The organism is Thermaerobacter nagasakiensis (assembly GCF_055396825.1).
The window spans coordinates 686234-705315 of sequence record NZ_AP043740.1; the positions used below are offsets into that span (position 1 = coordinate 686234).

Consider the following 19082-nt stretch of genomic DNA (forward strand, 5'->3'; position numbering starts at 1 on the left):
CCGGTGAAGGGGACAAGCTCGCACCGCAGGCTGGTCCTGGCATCGTCCTCGCCGCGGCGGGTGCAGCTTTTGGCCATGCTCGGCCTGCCCTTCGTACAGGACCCGTCCCGGGCGGAAGAACCCCTGCCCGCAGGGCCGGCCGGAACCGTGGACCCGGAGGACTGGGCCCTGCGGCAGGCGCTGCGTAAGGCCAAGGACGTGGCCCGGCGCCACCCCGGAGCGCTGGTCATCGGTGCCGATACCGTGGTGGAGCTGGACGGCCGGCTTCTGGGCAAGCCCCAGGACCGGCAGGAAGCCATGGCCATGTTGGGCGCCCTGGCCGGTCGGGAACACCGGGTCGCCTCCGGCGTGGCGGTGGTGGACGCCTCCACCGGCCGCGCGGCCACGGGGACCCGCCTGACGCGGGTCTGGATGCGCCCCCTGACCCGGACGGAGATCGAGGCCTACGTGGCGACGGGAGAGCCCATGGACAAGGCGGGCGCCTATGCCATCCAGGGCCTCGGCGCGACCCTTGTTCCCCGCATCGAGGGGTGTTACTTTAACGTCGTTGGCCTGCCCTTGCCCCTGCTGGCCGATCTGCTCTCCCTCTTCGGCGTGCGGGTGCTGGGACCCGAGAGGATCCTGGCCCACCCGGGCCCGGGGGCTTCCGGGCGATGAGGCGGGTCCGGCGGCCCGAGTCCTTGCGGGTCAAAGACCTGCCCCCGTCGGACCGCCCGCGGGAGCGGCTCCTGGCGGGCGGCGCCGCCTCCCTGAGCACCGTCGACCTGCTGGCCATTCTCATCGGTTCGGGGACGGGACGGGGCGAATCGGCCCTGGATCTGGCGCGCCGGGTGCTGGCCTGGGGCAGCGGGGGTTCCACCCGCCGGCTCCAGCGGGACGAACCGGGCCGCGGTGGCCGGCGGGCCGGCGCAGCGGCCGCCACCGGTAGCGTTGCCGGCTGCCGGGCCGTGGCCGACGGGCCGGCAGCCGGAGGCACGGCGCCCGCCCAACCACCGGAGGAAAGGGCGGGAGCGCCGGAGCCCGGCGGGGAGTGGGATGCGTTGCAGTGGCTGGCGTCGGCCCGGGCGGAGGAACTCCGCCAGATCCCGGGCATCGGGCCCGCCCGTGCCGCTCAGATTGTGGCTGGGGTAGAACTGGGGCGGCGCCTGGCCACGGCGTGGCCGGTTCGGCCGCGGGTGCGGGGTCCGGAGGACGTCAGCCGGCTGCTGATGGCCGGCATGAAAGACCTGGATAGGGAACATTTATACGTGGTTCAGTTGAACACGAAACATTATGTACTAGGTGTGGACTTGATTTCGATCGGTACGCTGAACGGGTCCCTGGTGCACCCGCGGGAGGTCTTCCGGGCCGCCGTCCGCAGGGGAGCGGCCGCGCTGGTCCTGGTGCACAACCACCCGAGCGGCGATCCCACGCCAAGCCCGGAAGACGTCCAGGTGACGCGCCGCCTGGTGGAGGCCGGGCGGATCATGGGGATCGACGTGCTGGACCATGTGATCATCGGCAACCAGTGTTACGCCAGCTTGCGCGAGGCCGGCCTGGTGTGGGAGGCGTGAGGGCGCTCCCGCGGGAAGGCGCGGCACGGGCAGCGGGAGGCTGCACGGGTCTGGGGAAGGCGCCTGGCCGGCGGCTTTGATGCGCCCCGGTCCAGGGGAGGCGCCGGCCAGGTGAGGCGAAGGAAGGTCAAGAGGTGGCACGGTCAGGGGGCGTTGGTGGTGCTTGAATCGGTATACCGGTACTTCTCTCGCGACATGGGCATCGACCTGGGGACGGCCAACACGCTGGTCTACGTGCGGGGCCGGGGGATCGTGATCCAGGAACCCTCGGTGGTGGCCGTCCAGGCGGAGACCAAGCAGGTACTGGCCGTCGGCGAGGAGGCCAAGCGCATGATCGGCCGCACCCCCGGCAACATCATCGCCGTGCGGCCGATGAAGGACGGCGTGATCGCCGACTTCGAGATCACCCAGGCCATGCTGCGCCACTTCATCGCCAAGGCGCTGCGCGGCCGGGCGCTGGTTCGTCCCCGGGTGGTGATCTGCCTGCCGTCGGGGGTCACCGAGGTGGAGAAGCGGGCGGTGGTCGACGCCACCGAGCAGGCGGGAGCGCGCAAGGCGTACCCCATCGAGGAGCCCATGGCGGCGGCCATCGGCGCCGGGCTGCCGGTCCACGAGCCCACCGGCAACATGATCGTGGACATCGGCGGCGGTACCACCGAGGTGGCCATCATCTCCCTGGGCGGCATCGTCACCCACCGGTCCATCCGCATCGCCGGCGACGAGATGGACGAGGCCATCGTCAACTACGTCAAGCGCAACTACAACCTGCTGATCGGCGAGCGGACCGCGGAAGAGGTCAAGATCGCCATCGGTTCCGCCTACCCCATGGAGGACGAGGGCTCGGTGGAGATCCGGGGCCGTGACCTGGTCACGGGCCTGCCCAAGACCATCGAGGTGACGGCGGCGGAGATCCGGGAGGCCCTCTCGGAGACGGTGGCGGCCATCGTCGACGCCATCAAGGTGACGCTGGAGCGGACGCCGCCCGAGCTGGCGTCGGACATCATGGACCGCGGCATCGTGATGACCGGCGGCGGTTCCCTGCTGCGCGGCCTCGATCGCCGGGTGGCCGAGGAGACGGGCATGCCCGTGCACATCGCCGAAGACCCCCTGCTCTCGGTGGCCCTGGGTGCGGGCAAGTACCTGGATGTGATCGACAACGTCCAGCGGAGCCTGGCGACCTCGCGCCGCCTGGCCTGAGGCCGGTTCGTCCGGCTGAGGGCGGAGGGGGGCGGAAGGGCGATGGTGCCGTGGCTCCGCAGGCTGCTGGCCGTGGCCCTGGTCCTGGCCGTGGCGGGGAGCGTGATGGCGGCCACCCGCAACCTGCGGCCACGGCCCGCGTTGCTGGAAGGGGCGCTGCAGGAGGTCCTGGCGCCCCTCAGTGGCGTTACGGCCCGCATGGCGCGGGGGGCCGGGGAGATCGGTCGGACCCTGGCGACCCTGGGGCGGCTGGAGGCGGAGAACCAGACCCTCCGGGAGGAACTGGAGCGCCTGCGGGGCGTGGAGGCGCAAGTGCGGCAGCTGGAACGGGAGAACCGCCAGCTGGAGGAACTGCTGGGCCTCAAGCAGGCCCGGCCCGACGCCGTGCTGGCTGCCCGGGTGAGCGGGCGGACCCCGGACCGCTGGTACCAGGAGATCATCCTGGACCAGGGCTCGGCGGACGGGGTTCGACCGGGCATGGTGGCCGTGGTGCCCGGCGGCGTGGTGGGCCGGGTGGTGTCCGTCACCCCCCACAGCGCCCGGGTCCTCCTGGTCACCGATCCCGAGAGCGGCATCGGGGCCCTGATCGGCCGCAGCGGGGAGGCCGGCGTCGCCTACGGCCGGGGAGGCGACCTGCCCCAGCTGGTGATGACCCTCTTCGCCGCCAGCGCCGACGTGAAGGTGGGCGACGATGTGGTCACCTCGGGGCTCGGACCGGTCTTCCCGCCGGGACTGCCCATCGGCACCGTGACCTCGGTGGGTCGCGATCCCACGGGCCTGGGCATCCAGGTGACGGTCGAACCCAGCGCGCCCCTCAACCGCCTGGCGGCCGTGCTGCTGCTGGAGCCGGCGCGGCAGGGTGAGGCGCCATGAGGCGTCCCCTGCGCTGGACCGTGCTGAGCCTGCTGTTGCTCTGGCTGGAGGTGGGGCCGCTTCCCGCCCTGGGCCTGCCCCGGTTCCACCTGCCCCTGTTGCTGGCCCTGGCCACCGGCGTCGTCTACGGGCCGCGCCAGGGCATGGCCGTGGGGGCGGTGGCGGGCTTCTGGCTCGATCTCTGGACGGGCCGGCTGGTGGGGTCCTGGACCCTGCTCCACGCCCTGGGCGGCTGGGCCGGAGGCAAGGCCGGCGAGAGCCTGTACCGGGACGTGCCCGGCCTGGCCACGGCCCTGGGGGTGACCGCCACCTGGGTGGCGGAGCTGGCGCGCGGCCTGGTGGTGTCGGCCGCCGCCGGGCTGCCCCTGGCCATGGCCGACCTGGTGGCATGGTCCCGGGCTCTCTGGCCGGAGATGGTGGCGGCGGCGGTGGCGGCGCCGCTGCTCCTGCGCCTCGTGGTGGGCATCGAGCGGCGGGAGCGGGAGGCCCGGGAGGCGGAGATCCCGGGCGGCTGGCGGGGAGGATGGCCATGAACCCGGAAGAACTGGCCCGCCGGCAGCGCCTGCGCCGGCGCAACATCCTGATGGGACTGCTGGTGGCCTGGACGGTCATCCTGCTGGGCCGCCTGTACATGCTGCAGGTGGTCATGGGCGACGAGCTCAGCGAGTACGCCGCCGGCCAGCGGCTGCGCAAGGTGTACGTGCCCGCACCGCGGGGGCAGATCCTGGACCGGCGCGGCCAGGTCCTGGCCACCAACCTGCCTGCCTATTCCGCCTACCTGGTCTACACCCGGGAGGGCCTGGACCCGGAGGCACGCCGGCTGCTGAGCCGGATCCTCAACATCCCCGTCGAGGCCATCGAAGAGGCGGAGGCCGAGCTCCGCGTCCGGCCGGTGCCGGAGATCCCCGTCCGGCTCAAGGCGGAGCTGACCCCTGCCGAGATCACCGCCCTGGCGGAGCACCGCGACCGCTTGCCCGGGGTGGTGGTCGAACCCCAGCCCCTGCGCTACTACCCGGGCGGCACCCTGGCGGCCCATGTGCTGGGCTATGTACGTGAGGGGAACCGCCCGTGGGAACTGAAAGGGGATTCGGGCATCGAAGCCACCTACAACGGCCCGGTGCAGCTGCCCGGCGGGCGGACGGTGCGCGGCCTGACGGGGGTCGACGGCCAGCGGCTGGTGGAGGTGGATGCCCGCGGCCGGCCCCTCAGCGACGAATCCCGCCACCTGTTGCTGGGCGGCGATGCCGACCGGTATGCCGCGCCGCCCAAGCCCGGGAGCACCCTGGTGCTGACGCTGGATGCCCGGGTGCAGAAGGCGGCGGAAGAGGCGCTGGCCCGGCGGATCCAGGAGCTGCGGGAACTGAAGACGAGGCCGTGCCCCTGCCCGGCCCGTAACGGCGCCGCCGTGGCCATCGACGTGCGGACCGGGGCTATCCTGGCCATGACCTCTTATCCAACCTTTGACCCCAACGATTTCGCCCGTCAGGCTTTCATGGAGCCCAGCGACCCGCGCTACGATGCGGTGAACCGCAAGGTTTACCAGTACGTCCATGGGAACGAGCGGTACCGCGGCAAGCGGGTCGAGGGGCCAACACGGAACCTGGCCATCGCCGACGCCTTGCCGCCCGGTTCCACTTTCAAGCCCATCACGGGGCTGGCGGCCATGCTGCGCGGTGTCCTGCCCGGCTCTACCTACTGCGGCGGTGAGTTCTATTTTGCCGGCCGGGCCTGGCCGGACTGGGGTGTCCACGGTCACGTCGACTTTGACAAGGCGATCGGACGCTCATGCAACGTTTACTTCTACCAGACGGGTCTCAACGCGGGGATTGACGCCATCGCCGACGTCGCCACGCAGTTCGGGCTCGGACAGTTGACCGGTCTCCGGGACCTGGCCGGGGAGGTCCAGGGTTGGCTGGCCACGCCGGCAGTGAAGGCCGAGCTGGTGGCCCGTGCCAACCCGAACAGCACCGAATCCGACCGCCGCTGGTACGCCGGAGATACCCTGAATGCCTCCATCGGCCAGGGGTTCAATGCCTTCACGCCCCTGCAGATGGCCGTCTACACCGCCGCCCTGGCCAACGGCGGCACCCGCTACCGCCCGTACCTGGTCCAGGAGATCCGGGATCCGCAGACGGGCCGGGTGCTGTGGGAAGCGAAGCCCGACCCGCTGAACACGGTGGACGTTCCGACGGCGTTCCTGGATAAGGTGCGGGAAGCCATGGTGACAGTGACCCAGGACAACGGCGGCTGGTACGGCACAGCCTACGGTGTGTTCCGCGACGCGCCCTACGTTGCCGCGGGCAAGACGGGTACGGCCCAGGGAGGTACCCGCGAGCCCGAGTACGAAAACCACGGCTGGTTCATCGCTTTCGCACCCGCGGGCCCGGGCGAGCAACCGGAGATTGCTGTGGCCGTCGTCGTCCGGGCCGGGGGCGGCGGCTCGCTGGCCGCCGGTCCGGTGGCCCGCGCCATGCTGGACGCCTACTTCGCCGGCCGGTACGGCCTGCCGGCCAATCCCGAGACGGCTGCGGAGGAGGCCCACGAAGACGCGGCCCGCAGCGCGGCGGTGGTCCCTTCCGACTGACCGGACCCGGTGCCCATGGGATCCTGGGCGAAGCCAGGGACGGGCGGGCCCGCCGGGAGCGCCCCGGCGGCCGCCGTCGCCGGGCCGCCGCTGTCGCCGGGCGGCGTCGTCGTGCCGAACTTTGCGACGGCCGGGCGGGTTCGTCCGACACCCTTCGCGGCAGGACTTGTCCCCCCTGGAGCGAAGGACCGGGTCAGCGCCGGTTTGGAAGGGGGGGCCGCGGTGAAAGGATCACCGCTGGTGACGCGGGTCGGAGACGAGGTGGTCGTCTCCGTGACCGCCGACCTGGATTTCCCCACCTTGTGCTCCACCCTGGAACGGATGCTGGCCGGTGACCCCAGCCTGCGGGACTGTCCCGCCCTGGTGCTGGATACGGGCCGGCTGCAACTGACCGCCGACCAGGTGATGGCCATTGAAGGCCTGGTCAGCCGCTACGGTGGAACCCGCCTGTTGCACGTCATCACCGAGCAGGTGGACGAGACGCGTTCCCGGCACCCGCTCCGCGAGCGGTCCAACGGCTTCGCGTGGCCGGCGGGGGCGGGCATGCCGGTGCCCGATGGGCACCGGCATGGCCACCGGGAACCGGCCCAGGAGGGCGGCCGGGAGCCGGCCTCGGATTTTCCGCTGGCCGGTGCCCCGCCGTCTTTCCCGGAGACCGGCCGGAGGCCGGTCGGCCCGGCACCGGCCGGCGAGGGGAACCGGGCCGGTGCGGCCGGTGAAGCGGTCCGGGCCGCCAGGGTCCGCCGCCGGGGCCGGCAGGTTGGGCCGCCGGATGGCCCGGGCGGCGGGGATCACCGCCCACAGGCTCCGCGGGGCCGGCCCGGGACGCCCGGGGAGCAAGGCGGGGAGGAATACCCTGGCTCCCGCAGGCCTGCCGCCGGATCCCCAGGCCCCGCCGGCGGAGCCTCCGGCCTCGCCGTCACGGCGTGGGGCGAAACGGATCCGCACTGGCGCCAGCCCGCGGCCGCACCCCCGGCAGGGGCCGGTTCGTCCCGGGGGGCGGGCCGGGCGCGCGCTGGCGTGGTGGTGAGGCGGACCTTGCGCTCGGGCCACCGCCTGGTCTACGACGGCGACGTGGTGATCCTGGGCGACGTCAACCCCGGCGCCGAGGTGCTGGCGGCCGGCGACGTGGTGGTCTTCGGGCGGCTGCGGGGTACGGTCCACGCCGGTTTCAAAGGCGACGAGCAGGCGGTGGTGGCCGCCCTGGTGATGGAGCCGGTGCAGCTCCGCATCGCCCGCTGGATCGGCCGCGCCCCCGACGGGGAGCCGCCGCCCGGCGCGGCAGGCCGGACCGTCGCCGGACCCGCAGGCGGGCGCAGTCCGGAGATCGCCTGCGTCCGGGACGGGCAGGTGCTGATCGAACCCTTTGACCCGGCCCGCTGGTTCTGGCAGCGGCAGCGGGAGCGCGCCGCGGAGCGGGACGACCGGGACCGCGCGCAGGCCGCCCACCCCTAGCAGGACGGAACGGAACCAGGCGCGGGGAACCGGGGGCGCGCAACAGCAGGGGCGCGCCCGCGCCGGCCGGCGTCCCTGCGCCCGCAGGGGCGAAGCAGGAATCACCGATGGCAGCCACGGAGGAGGGTACGCCTTGGGCACCACGCTGGTCGTCACCTCGGGCAAGGGCGGCGTGGGCAAGACCACCACCACCGCCAACCTGGGCACGGCCCTGGCCCTGACCGGCAAGCGCGTCGTGCTGGTCGACGCCGACATCGGCCTGCGCAACCTGGACGTGGTCATGGGCCTGGAGAACCGCATCGTCTACGACCTGGTGGACGTGGTGGAGGGCTTTTGCCGGCTGCGGCAGGCGTTGATCAAGGACAAGCGCTACGACGGCCTGTTCCTCCTGCCGGCGGCCCAGACCAAGGACAAGACCGCCGTCCGGCCCGAACAGTTCAAGGCGCTGTGCGAGGAGCTGGCGGCCGAGTTCGATTACGTGCTGGTGGACAGCCCGGCGGGCATCGAGCAGGGGTTCCGCAACGCCATCGCCGGGGCCCAGGAGGCGCTGGTGGTGTGCACCCCCGACGTGTCGTCGGTGCGCGATGCCGACCGGGTGATCGGCCTGCTGGAGGCGGAGGGCCTGGCGGCGCCGCGGCTGATCATCAACAAGCTGCGCCCCGACATGGTCCAGCAGGGGCGCCAGATGGGCGTGGAGGACGTGCTGGACGTGCTGGCCATCGAGCTCATCGGGGTGGTGCCCGAGGACGAGCAGGTGGTCGACTCCACCAACCGCGGCGAGCCGGTGGTGGCCCACGAGCGCAGCCGGGCGGGCCGCGCCTACCGGGACATCGTGCGGCGCCTGCTGGGCGAGCAGGTCCCCTTCCCCGATTTCAAGGAAGAACACGGCCTGTTCGGGCGGCTGCGGCGGCTTCTGGGCGGGGCCTGAGGAGCGGCCGCAGCCGGGGACCATGGGGAGGGATGTGGGGTGATCCAGCTTCTGGCCCGCGTCCTGGGACGCGGCGGGGGCGGGGCGCCCGGGAACGGAGGGACGGCCGGACCCCGTGCCGGGGGAACCCCGGGCTGGGGGACGGCCCGGGTGGCCAGCAAGGACATCGCCCGGGAGCGGCTCAAGCTCATGCTGGTCCACGACCGGGTCGACATGGAGCCCGAGCTGATGGAAGCCCTCAAGGACGATCTGATCAGAGCCATCTCCCGTTATCTGGAGGTGGACCGGGCGGGGATGGAGGTCAGCCTGCACCGGGAGGCGGCGGCGGTGGCCCTGGTGGCCAGCATCCCGGTGCGCGCCGTCCGGCGGCGACCGCTGGCGGCGGCCGAAGGAGAGGACTGACGGGCGCCGGCGACGACCGAGCCGGGGCCGGATGAGATGCCAGGGACCGCCCCGGCGCCACCGCGGGCGCCTCAGGGCCGCCGGCGTGGCCGGAGTCATGGGCACGGGCGGCCTGGCAGCACCGGGGGTGGGGACCGGAGGCTGGCGGCCCCCGGGCGGCGGCCCGGGGTGCCCGGCCGGCGGCATCGAGGGCCGGGAGCCTGCCAGGGCAGGGAACCCAAGGCGCGGCGGACCGCGGCGGCACCCGCCACCGGACCCGCCGGGCGGTGGGAAGGTGGCGGTGACGGGCGGAAGGAGCGGCCACTGGGCCGCGCCGCCAGCCGCGGCAGCGAGCCCCGCCCCCGAACCGGCCGGACGGCTGCTATCATGGGAGGGTGATGGCGCCGGCAAGCGGCCGCGGACGCCGATGCCTGTCCGGGCGTCGGCGCCGGCGGGGCGGCCGGCGCGGGAGGGAAGGCCCGTGGGCTTGCTGGACCGGCGGTTGCTCAAAACTCTGGATCTGCCGTTGATCGCCCTGGTCATGGTCCTCATGGCTTGCGGGCTGGTCCTGATCTCCGTGGCGGTACGGGCCCGGGGGATGCTGGACCTGGTGGAGAAGCAGGCCGTCTTCGCCGTCGCCGGGCTGGCCACCATGCTGGCCGTCACCCTGTGGGTCGACTACCGTACTCTGCCGCGGGTGCAGTGGTACCTGTACGGCGCGGCCATCGCCGGCCTGGCGGCCATGCTGGTGGTGGCGCCCGAGATCAACGGGTGCCGGTGCTGGATCCAGGCCGGTCCGGTCAGCCTGCAGCCGGCCGAGTTCGTCAAGCCCATCCTGATCCTGGTCCTGGCCGACTGGCTCGCCCGCCACGAGGACCGGCCCTGGACGTGGCTGGACCTGGTGCCGGTGGGGGCCATGGTGGCTCCCCTGGCCCTGCTGGTGCTCAAACAGCCGGACCTGGGGACGGTGCTGGTCTTCTTCGGGATCACCGGCGGCATGCTGCTCATGGCCGGTTACCCGGTCTGGCGCCTCTTCGGCCTGGCCACGGCCGGCCTGGCCGCGGCCACCGGCCTGGTGTGGGCCCAGCTGCGCTTCCCTGACAAGATCTCGTTCCTTGAGCCCCACCAGCTGATGCGGCTGGTGGTGTTCATCAATCCGTACAACGACGGGCAGAACGGCCTGGGCGCGGGGTATCACGTGCTCCAGTCCCGCCTGGCGGTGGGCAACGGCCGGCTGTTCGGCCAGGGGCTGACCGGCACCAGCCAGACGGCGACCAGCTTCCTGCCCGAGCCCCAGACCGACTTCATCTTCGCCGTGGCCGCCGAGACCCTGGGCTTCGTGGGGATCACCGTGCTGGTCCTGCTGCTGCTGGCTCTGCTCCTGCGTACCCTGCACGACACCACCCAGGCCGGGGACACCTACGGCATGCTGCTGGGGGCCGGCGTGGTGTCCATGCTGGCCACCCACTTCATCATCAATGCCGGGATGACCGTCGGCCTGATGCCCATCACCGGCCTGCCCCTGCCCTTCATCAGCTACGGGGGCAGCAACCTCCTTACCAACTGCATCAGCCTGGGCCTCCTGATGAGCGCCTACGCCCGCCGGCACAAGATCCTGTTCTGAATCCTGAATCCTGCGCGGGATCCTGATCCTGGATCCTGATCCTGGAGGTCCGGACCGCCCGGGACGACCGCGGCCGCCGCAAAGCCCGCCACCCCGGCCGGGGCCGGTCCGGCGCCGGCATAGGGATGGCTAGGCGATCCATATACTGCGCCGGGAGGGACGGCCCATGGTGCCTCCAGGTGCAGGCGGCGGAGCGGGCGAGAAGGGTCCGGCCGGGGAGAGCGCGGCCCGGGACGGTGCGGCCGGTGCCCTGGCCGCGGGTGGTGCCTTTGCCGGTGGTGAAGCGGCCTCGCCGGCCCCCGGGCCGGCGGCCGGGGCCGGCCGCGGCGCTGACCGGCCCGTCCCGGCGGGCGATGCGGGCGGGCCGCCGTTGCCGGGCCCGGACCCTGGACCCGGCGCCGGCCTCGCCGGCCCCGCCGGCCCCGTCACAGGCGGCCTGCAGCCGCCACCGGGGGGATGGATGCCCGGAGCGCGGCAAGGCCCGGCCCTGTGGGTGCCCCTGCTCCTGGCGCTGGCCCTGGTGGCGGGCCGGTGGCTGCCCGGTGACGCGGGCGAGGCCTGGGCGCGGGCGACCGGGGGCATGGTCAGCGCCAACTGGCTCGACCGGCCCCAGGTGGCCCGCTGGCTCTCCGGGCTGCCCGCCGGCGGCTGGCTCCAGGTGGCCGTCCTGGGGCGCCAGGACGCCGGTGACGCCGGCGCCGGGGGCGCCGGCGTCACCGGCGGCAGCGTGCCTGCGCTGGCCCCGCTGGCCCCGCTGGCTCCGGACCCCGCCGGGTCCGGAGCCAGCGGGGGGCAGGCCGGTGGGAGCCTCTCCACAGGCGGCGCCCCGGCCGGGAACTCCCCGGCGGGCGCCCCGGCCGGAGGCGGCCCGGGGGGCGTCGCGGCCGGCCCCGCGGGGGGCGCTGCCGCACCGGACAGCGCTGCCGGCCCGGCCCTTCCGGGTGCCGGCGGCGGGGAGCCGGGCCTGGCGGCCGGCGAGGCAACCGGTCCCGGCCCGTTCGGGACCGAGCCGGGCGGCGGGTCGCCGGAGCGGGATGGTGGCGCCCAAGGTTCAGGTCCCGGCTCCGCCGGGTTCACCGGCGACGGCGATGGGGGGGCGGGCGCTTCAGCGGGCGGCGGCGCGGCCGGCAGCGGTTCCGGGGCCGGTTCCTCCGGGGGAGGAGGCTGGGAGCCGCACTGGGCCTGGCCGCTGGAAGGCCGGGTGACGGAACCCTTCGGCTGGCAGCTGGACGAAGGGGGTGCCCCGCGCTTTCACGAGGGCATCGACATTGCCGCCCGGGCCGGAACGGCCGTCCGGGCGGCGGCGGCCGGCGTGGTCACGCGGGTGTGGTACGACCGGGCAGGCCTGGGCTGGATGGTCGAGGTGGACCACGGCGGGGGCTGGGTGACCCGCTATGCGGCCGTCGACCACGTGGTGGTCCGGGACCGGGACGCGGTGACGGCGGGCCAGGTCCTGGCGGCGGTGGCCGCCGAAGGCGAGGGTGGCGGACCCCACCTGCACTTTGAAATGCGGCGCCGGGGGCAGGCCGTCGACCCCGAGTTGCACCTGCCGCCGGAAGGCGGTCGCTAGGGCGGCGGTCGCCAGGCGCCCTCGCCATGGCACCCTCGGGGCCCGGGGGGCGGCCCGGGCGCAAGGAGGCGAGGGCCCCTGCAGCTGGGCAGCATCCTGGGCGTGGCCGTGTTCGTCCATCCGCTGCTGCTGGTCCTGGTGGCCCTGGCGGCTCTGCTGGGCTTGCCGGGCCAGTTGCTGTTGCTCCTGGCCGTCCTGGCCACCCACGAGCTGGCCCACCTGGTCGCGGCCCGGCTCTGCGGGCTGGAGATCGCGCGCCTCGAGCTTCTGCCTTACGGCGCCGTGGCCGACATCCGCGGGCCGGGCCGGCGGGAACCCCTGGTGGAAGCGGTGGTGGCCCTGGCCGGCCCGCTCAACAACCTGCTGCTTCTGGCTCTCAGCATCGCCCTCCACCAGGCAGGGTGGCTTGTGGGGCCGTGGGTCGCTCCTTTTCAGGCCGCCAACCTGGCCATGGCCCTGTTCAACCTGCTGCCGGCCCTGCCGCTGGACGGAGGCCGCATCCTCCTGGCCTTCCTCAAGCGTACCCGCGGGCCGCGCCAGGCGGTCATGATGCTGGGCCGGCTGGGCCGGTCCGTGGCCCTGGTCCTGGCGGCGGCCACCTTTCTCGCCTTCTACTGGCAGGTCCTGGCCCCTCACCTCCTGGCGGCGGCCCTGACCATCTGGATCGGCACGGCGCGGGAAGAGCAGTGGGTGGGCGTCACCGCCCTGCGGGGCTTGTGGACCAAGCGCGGCCGCCTGCGCCGCACAGGCGTGCTGCCCGTGCACCGCCTGGTGGCCCTGGAGACCACCAGCCTGCGCCAGGTGGCGGAGGCCCTGCGGCCGGGCAGCTACCACGAGATCGTGGTGGTCGACACCCAGCAGCGCCCCCTGGGGGAACTGGACGAGGGGCGCTTGCTGCGCGGCATCCTCCAGCTGGGGCTGGACGCGCCCGTGCGGGACCTGCTCGAATGGCACGCCTGACGGCCGCCGCCCCTGCGGGCCGGCGGGTCCGCAAGGGGCAGGGGTGCTGCGGCCCCGGTCCCGCCGGCGGCTCCGCCCCGGCGGTCGCCCGGAACGGGTCAAGACCGCAGGGTAGGGGTCGATCCGGTCCCGAGGCCGGCCCGGCCGCGGCGCCCGCCGGAAGTGGGCGGGGTGCGGCCGCCTGATCCCGTGGTACGGCGGGCAGAAGCCGTCCCCGGCGGGAGCCGGCACGGCGGGAGCCCGCACGGCGTCCACCGACTTTCGCTCCGGAGAACCCCCTGCGACCTCTGCCGAGCCGCATGCCGCTCCAGCCATGCCAGCTCCAGGTATGCCCCCGGGGTGCCCCCGGCGGCGCCCCTCGCCATCCAGCCAGGCGTCTTCCGCAGGGGCCGTCCAGGGAGGTCCCGGTTGGACGGCGACGGCCTCCCGGCCGTATTGCCCGCGCCCCGTCCCGCCATATTCATCCATGGCAAGAACCAGCACCGGCCGGCCCGACGGCCGCGATCCCGGGGAGGCCGGCAGGGCGGCGGGACCCACCGGCCCGGCGCGCGGCCGGCGCCGGGACCCGCGGATGGTGCTGGCACCCGCAGGTGGTGCCGGCACCCGCGGGCGACGCCGGTACCATGGATCAAAGGCGTGGCAATGGATTAAACTGAGCTTATCTACAAGTTTGGAGTGGTTTTTCATGAACAAGTCCATCCTGGTCACGGTGGAACCCGACGAGACGCGGGTCGCCGTGCTGGAAGACGGCCGGCTGGTGGAGATCTACCACGAGCGCCCCTCCACCCAGCGGGTCGCCGGAAACATTTACAAGGGGCGGGTCGAGAACGTCCTCCCCGGCATGCAGGCCGCCTTCGTCAACATCGGACTTGAGCGCAACGCCTTCCTCTACGTCGCCGACGCCGTTCCCCGGGGCGACGAGGCCGACGACGCCGACGACCTTCCCGACGACATCCGCCACGCCGCCATCACCGACATCCTCCGCCCGGGCCAGGAGATCATCGTCCAGATCACCAAGGAGCCGACGGGCACCAAAGGGGCCCGGGTCACCCGCCACCTGACCCTGCCCGGGCGGCTCCTGGTGCTCATGCCCGGCGTGAACTACGTGGGCGTCTCCCGGCGCATCCACGACGAGAAGGAACGCCAGCGCCTGAAGCAGCTGGCCCAGGAACTGCAGCCCGCGGGTGCCGGGCTGATCGTCCGCACCGCCGCCGAGGGCCGCAGCGAGGCGGAGCTGCGCGGCGACGTGGAGTACCTGACCCGCCTGTGGGCGGACATCCAGCAGCGGGCCCGGCGCCAGCGGGCGCCGGTGCTGCTCTACCGGGACCTGGGCCTGGTCTTCCGGGTGGTCCGGGACATGCTGACGCCGGAGGTCGACCAGGTGCTCATCGACGACCCCGGCGAGTACCGGCGGGTGCTGGACCTGATGGCCGCCTTCGCCACGCCGCTGCGGGACCGGGTCCAGCTCTACCAGAACCGGGAAATTAGCCTTTTCGAACAATTCGGGGTCAACGAGGAGATCGAGCGGGCCCTCAAGCGGCGGGTGTGGCTCAAGAGCGGCGGCTACCTGGTCATCGACCAGACCGAGGCGCTGACGGCCATCGACGTCAACACGGGCAAGTTCGTCGGCAGCAAGAACCTGGCCGACACGGTGTTCCGGACCAACATGGAGGCGGCGGCGGAGATCGCGCGCCAGCTGCGCCTGCGGGACATCGGGGGCATCATCGTCATCGACTTCATCGACATGGAAGAACCCGCCCACCGCCAGCGGGTCGTCCAGGAGCTGGAGCGGCACCTGGCCCGCGACCACACCAAGGCCACGGTGCTGGGCATCACGGCCCTGGGCCTGGTGGAGATGACCCGGAAGAAGGGACGGCGCAGCCTGCTGGAACAGCTGACCCGGGAATGCCCCTACTGCGAGGGGCGGGGCCGGGTGCTCAGCGAGGAGAGCGCGGCGCGCCGCGTGCGCCGCGAGATCAAGCGCATCCTGCGCCACTCGCCCAGCGAGGCCATCCTGGTGGAGGTGCACCCGTCGGTGGCATCGCTGCTCATCGGCGCCGGCGGGGCCAACCTGCGGGAGCTGGAACGGGAGACTGGGCGCAGCGTGTTCATCCGGGGCCGGGAAGACGTCCACCTGGAAGCCATGCACCTGGTGGCCCTGGGCAGCCGGGAGGAAGTGGAACGCCAGGCCCTGCCTGTGCACGCCGGCCAGCGCCTGGAGCTGGAGGTCGAGGAGCGCCATGCCAGCAACCAGGCCGACGGCATTGCGCGCCTGGAGGGGTACGTCATCGACATCCAGGGAGCGGGCGACCGGGTGGGGCAGCGGGTGGTGGTGGAGATCACCCGGGCCTACCGGACCTATGCCCGGGCCCGGGTGGTGTCCTGAGAGGAGCGGCCAAGGTCGTCGCCCGTGCCGCGCCGGCGGGCGTCCCCGCGCACCCCGGCGGCCGCGCGGGCCCCGCACCGGTCCCGGCCACCGCCCGGCCCGTCAACCGCCGGCCAGGGCAGCTTCGGCCCGCCTGCAGCTATGCAGGCGCCGGAGGGCCACCGCCCAGGGCGTCACCCACCGGGCAGGGCACCACCGGGTACGGCACCAACGTGTCCTGTGCCCCGTTGACCCGGCGGCCTTTACCTTGACACCCCGGCGGCCGGGCGACTAGAATACTAGCGCTGTGAAGGCCCCGGCGCCGCGGGGGCCCCTTTTTCTGCCTTTTTCCCCTCGGATAAGGGCACGGCGATGCTGCCGCGGCGATCAACCGGAACGGATGCCGGTGACCGGCACGGATCTGAACGCAGCCAGGTGGAGGCGGGGTGACGCCATGTACGCCATCATCGAGACGGGGGGCAAGCAGTACCGGGTGCAGGAAGGGGACGTGCTGCGCCTGGAGAAGCTGCCCGTGGACGAGAACGAGACGGTGGTCTTCGACCGGGTGCTGGCCGTCAAGCAGGGGGACGAATTCCGCCTGGGCACGCCGGTGGTGGAGGGCGCGCGGGTCACGGGCCACGTGCTGGGCCACGGCCGCGACCGGAAGATCATCGTCTTCAAGTACCGGCACAAGGTGAACTACCGGCGCAAGCGGGGTCACCGCCAGCCCTTCACCCGGGTGAAGATCGACCGCATCGAGGCGTGAGCCGTGATCCGGGCCGTGTTCTTCCGCGATGGCCAGGGCGCCATCACGCGCTTCGAGATCACCGGTCATGCGGGGTTCGCTGACCGCGGGGACGACATCGTCTGTGCCGCCGTGTCGGCCCTGGGGCAGGCGGCCATTCTCGGTCTGGAGGAAGTGCTGCACCTGGTGCCTGAGGTCGAGTTGGACGAGGAAGGGCGGCTGGTCTGCCAGCTCCCTGGCGATGTGCCGGCGGACCTGCACCGGGCGGCCCAGGCGATCCTGGAGACGGCCCGGATCGGGATCCAGGCCATCGCCAGCGACTACGACGAGTACGTGCGCGTGGAAGAACGGTCGACCGGAGGGAGGTGAGGCCCATGCGCCGGATCAACCTGCAGCTGTTCGCCCACAAGAAGGGCGGCGGCAGCACCCGCAACGGCCGCGACAGCAACCCCAAGTACCTGGGCGTCAAGCGGTACGAGGGGCAGGTGGTGCGCGCGGGCACCATCCTGGTGCGGCAGCGCGGCACCCGGTTCCACCCCGGCAAGCACGTGGGCCGGGGCGGCGATGACACCCTGTTTGCTCTCATCGATGGCGTGGTCCAGTTCGGCACCCGGGGCGGCCGCCGGGTGGTCAACGTGATGCCGCTGGCGGCGGAAGAGCCCGCCCAGGTTGCTGCCGACTGACCTTGCCCCTTTGCCAGGCGCCTCCGCTGCGGCCGGTACCGGTTGGGCGGAGGCTTTTTGCTACCTGGCCTGCTGCGGAGGCCGCGGTCATCCTGGCGGCGGCCGCGGCAAACCTGGCTCGGCCCGTGGGGGATCCTGATGGCGGAACGGGATGAAAGGGCCCCCGGCGCCGCCCCGCTGCTGAGCGTGGACGCCGGCCAGCTGGTGAGCGTGGTACGGGCCTGGCGTCACGGCGCAGTGAACCGGCTGCAGGTGGCGCTGGGATGGCTGCAGCTGGGGCGGCCGGAGCGGGCCGCTACGGCCCTTGCCGAGTGGTGCCGCCAGCTGGAGTGGGAGGGCGCCGCCCTGCGCTGCTGGCCGGTGGAGGCGGCCTCCTGCTACCTGGTGTGGCGGGCCCGCTGCGAGGAGCTGGGGCTGGAGGTGGCCTGGCGGCCGCCGGTCCCCGGTTCCGCCCCGGGCACGGCGGCCGGGCAAGCCCGCGGTAACGGGGGGCTGGGGCGGCCGGCCCGCCGGGACGGGACGCCCGCGCCGGCCGCGCCCGCAAAAGGACCGGAGCAGGGGAACGCCGCAGCCGCGGTGGAGCCTGCGCTGGAAGCGGCCCTGGAAGCAGCCCTGGAGGCAGCCCGGCAGGCGCCGGGCCAGCGCATCTGGCTGCAGTGGGACGGCCGGCAGGGCTGGTTGCGGTGGGGCCTGGAAGGCGGCGGCCCCGCTGCCGCCGCGGGGAGCCAGGGTCGCAGCACGGGGTGACGCCCTTGTCCGATTTCGTCGACGAAGCGGAGATCTACGTGGAAGGCGGTACGGGTGGGAACGGGGCCGTCAGCTTCCGGCGGGAGAAGTATGTTCCCCGGGGAGGTCCCGACGGCGGTGACGGCGGCCGGGGCGGGGACGTGATCCTGGTGGTCGACCCGGCCCTCACCACCCTGGCCGACCTGCGTTACCGCCGGCACTACCGGGCGGGTCGCGGTACCCACGGGGAAGGTGGCAACCGGCACGGCCGCCGCGGCGAGGACCTTTACGTGCGGGTGCCGCCCGGTACGGTGGTCCGGGATCGGGACACAGGCGATGTGCTGGCCGACTTGGCCGACCCCGGCCAGCAGGTGGTGGTGGCCCGCGGCGGGCGCGGCGGCCGGGGCAACGCCCGCTTCGCCACCCCCCAGCGCAAGGCGCCGCGCCTGGCGGAGAAGGGAGAGCCGGGGGAGCGGCGCTGGCTCAAGCTGGAGCTACGGTTGCTGGCCGATGTGGGGCTGGTGGGCTGGCCGAACGCCGGCAAGTCGAGCCTGCTGGCCCGGATTTCCGCCGCCCGGCCCAAGGTGGCGGCCTATCCCTTCACCACCCTGGCACCCAACCTGGGTGTGGTGCAGCGGGGGCCCGGGCGCAGCTTCGTGGTGGCGGACATCCCCGGCCTGATCGAGGGGGCCCACCAGGGCGTGGGCCTGGGACACGAGTTCCTCCGCCACATCCAGCGCACCCGGGTCCTGATCTATGTCGTCGACGCCGCGGCGACGGAAGGGCGCGATCCCCGGCAGGACCTGGCCACCTTGCGGGACGAACTGGAAGCATACGAACCTGCCCTGCTGGACCGGCCGGGGGTGGTGGCGGCCAACAAGACGGACCTGCCCCAGGCCGCCCAGCACCTGCCCGCCCTGGAAGAGGCGGCACGGGCGGCCGGCCTGGAGCTGGTTCCCATCTCCGCGGCCACGGGGGAGGGCGTGGACCGGCTGCTGAACCGGGTCGAAGAGCTGCTGGCCCGGGCCCCTGTGCCGCAGCCCCTGGTGGCGGCCGGTCGCAAGGTGTACCGGCCGGGACCGGACCCGCGCCGGCTGGAGGTCCGCCGCGAGCCCGACGGAACCTGGGTCGTCACCAGCCCTCTGGTGGAGCGCTGGGTTGCCATGACGGACTTCGACAACGACGAAGCCGTCCGCTGGCTGCTGCGGCGCCTGGAGCGCCTGGGGGCCGAACAGGCCCTGCGCGCCGCGGGGGCCGAAACCGGCGACACCGTGCGGCTGGGACCCATGGAGCTGGTGCTGGGCGACGAGGCGGGTTCGGTGGAACCCGCCGGGGCCGGGGCGGGCCCGAACTCCTCGGGGCCGGAGGCCGGCGGCGAAGGCGGCGCCTCTTGAGGCGCCGCCTGAGGGGTACAGGGGTGGAGGGGCGGGTCCGAAGG

Annotated in this window: 18 protein-coding genes; all 18 read left to right on the forward strand. The window is 73.4% G+C overall.

The features are described 5' to 3' along the window. Positions 1-3: 3 nt before the first annotated feature. The 18 genes from ACZ5T9_RS03055 to obgE all read left to right on the forward strand — a co-directional run bounded on the left by ACZ5T9_RS03055 (position 4) and on the right by obgE (position 19038). Positions 4-657, forward strand: a complete 654-nt coding sequence (locus ACZ5T9_RS03055) for a Maf family protein (RefSeq protein WP_464833790.1) — start codon at positions 4-6, stop codon at positions 655-657. Then, on the forward strand, positions 654-1553 hold the full coding sequence (radC, locus tag ACZ5T9_RS03060) for a RadC family protein (protein WP_464833791.1): 900 nt from the start codon (positions 654-656) through the stop codon (positions 1551-1553). The genes ACZ5T9_RS03055 and radC overlap by 4 nt, the downstream gene beginning before the upstream one ends. A gap of 195 nt (positions 1554-1748) precedes the next feature. Next, positions 1749-2750 carry a rod shape-determining protein gene (locus ACZ5T9_RS03065; RefSeq protein WP_464834382.1) on the forward strand — a complete coding sequence of 334 codons (1002 nt, stop codon included), beginning with the start codon at positions 1749-1751 and terminating at the stop codon, positions 2748-2750. Between the two features lie 42 nt (positions 2751-2792). Next, positions 2793-3623, forward strand: a complete 831-nt coding sequence (gene mreC / locus ACZ5T9_RS03070) for a rod shape-determining protein MreC (RefSeq protein ID WP_464833793.1) — start codon at positions 2793-2795, stop codon at positions 3621-3623. Continuing rightward, on the forward strand, positions 3620-4156 hold the full coding sequence (locus ACZ5T9_RS03075) for a hypothetical protein (protein ID WP_464833794.1): 537 nt from the start codon (positions 3620-3622) through the stop codon (positions 4154-4156). The genes mreC and ACZ5T9_RS03075 overlap by 4 nt, the downstream gene beginning before the upstream one ends. Then, the gene (mrdA, locus tag ACZ5T9_RS03080) at positions 4153-6207 is read left to right on the forward strand and encodes a penicillin-binding protein 2 (protein WP_464833795.1); all 2055 of its coding nucleotides are present in this window, start codon (positions 4153-4155) and stop codon (positions 6205-6207) included. The genes ACZ5T9_RS03075 and mrdA overlap by 4 nt, the downstream gene beginning before the upstream one ends. 222 nt (positions 6208-6429) lie before the next feature. Beyond that, on the forward strand, positions 6430-7662 hold the full coding sequence (locus ACZ5T9_RS03085; protein ID WP_464833796.1) for a septum site-determining protein MinC: 1233 nt from the start codon (positions 6430-6432) through the stop codon (positions 7660-7662). Positions 7663-7795: 133 nt separating this feature from the next. Next, the gene (gene minD, locus ACZ5T9_RS03090; RefSeq protein ID WP_006902924.1) at positions 7796-8590 is read left to right on the forward strand and encodes a septum site-determining protein MinD; all 795 of its coding nucleotides are present in this window, start codon (positions 7796-7798) and stop codon (positions 8588-8590) included. 39 nt (positions 8591-8629) lie between these two features. Continuing rightward, complete coding sequence (minE, locus tag ACZ5T9_RS03095) at positions 8630-8992, forward strand: cell division topological specificity factor MinE (RefSeq protein ID WP_006902925.1); 363 nt, start codon at positions 8630-8632, stop codon at positions 8990-8992. A gap of 460 nt (positions 8993-9452) precedes the next feature. Then, complete coding sequence (locus tag ACZ5T9_RS03100) at positions 9453-10595, forward strand: FtsW/RodA/SpoVE family cell cycle protein (RefSeq protein WP_006902926.1); 1143 nt, start codon at positions 9453-9455, stop codon at positions 10593-10595. Positions 10596-10761: 166 nt separating this feature from the next. Further along, positions 10762-12165, forward strand: coding sequence for a M23 family metallopeptidase (locus tag ACZ5T9_RS03105; protein ID WP_464833797.1), 1404 nt, complete (start codon positions 10762-10764; stop codon positions 12163-12165). Positions 12166-12267: 102 nt separating this feature from the next. Continuing rightward, positions 12268-13125: a site-2 protease family protein gene (locus ACZ5T9_RS03110; protein WP_006902928.1), complete on the forward strand. Its 858-nt coding sequence runs from the start codon at positions 12268-12270 to the stop codon at positions 13123-13125. A gap of 685 nt (positions 13126-13810) precedes the next feature. Next, on the forward strand, positions 13811-15511 hold the full coding sequence (locus tag ACZ5T9_RS03115; protein WP_464833800.1) for an Rne/Rng family ribonuclease: 1701 nt from the start codon (positions 13811-13813) through the stop codon (positions 15509-15511). Between the two features lie 433 nt (positions 15512-15944). Continuing rightward, positions 15945-16256 (forward strand): 50S ribosomal protein L21, encoded by a 312-nt coding sequence (gene rplU, locus ACZ5T9_RS03120; protein WP_006902930.1) that lies wholly within the window; start codon positions 15945-15947, stop codon positions 16254-16256. 3 nt (positions 16257-16259) lie between these two features. Further along, positions 16260-16604 carry a ribosomal-processing cysteine protease Prp gene (locus tag ACZ5T9_RS03125; protein WP_464833802.1) on the forward strand — a complete coding sequence of 115 codons (345 nt, stop codon included), beginning with the start codon at positions 16260-16262 and terminating at the stop codon, positions 16602-16604. 5 nt (positions 16605-16609) lie between these two features. Next, positions 16610-16918, forward strand: coding sequence for a 50S ribosomal protein L27 (rpmA, locus tag ACZ5T9_RS03130; RefSeq protein ID WP_006902932.1), 309 nt, complete (start codon positions 16610-16612; stop codon positions 16916-16918). Positions 16919-17056: 138 nt separating this feature from the next. Then, positions 17057-17665 (forward strand): Spo0B domain-containing protein, encoded by a 609-nt coding sequence (locus ACZ5T9_RS03135; protein WP_464833803.1) that lies wholly within the window; start codon positions 17057-17059, stop codon positions 17663-17665. Beyond that, complete coding sequence (gene obgE / locus ACZ5T9_RS03140) at positions 17662-19038, forward strand: GTPase ObgE (RefSeq protein ID WP_464833804.1); 1377 nt, start codon at positions 17662-17664, stop codon at positions 19036-19038. Before ACZ5T9_RS03135 ends, obgE begins: the two co-directional genes overlap by 4 nt. Positions 19039-19082: the final 44 nt, after the last annotated feature.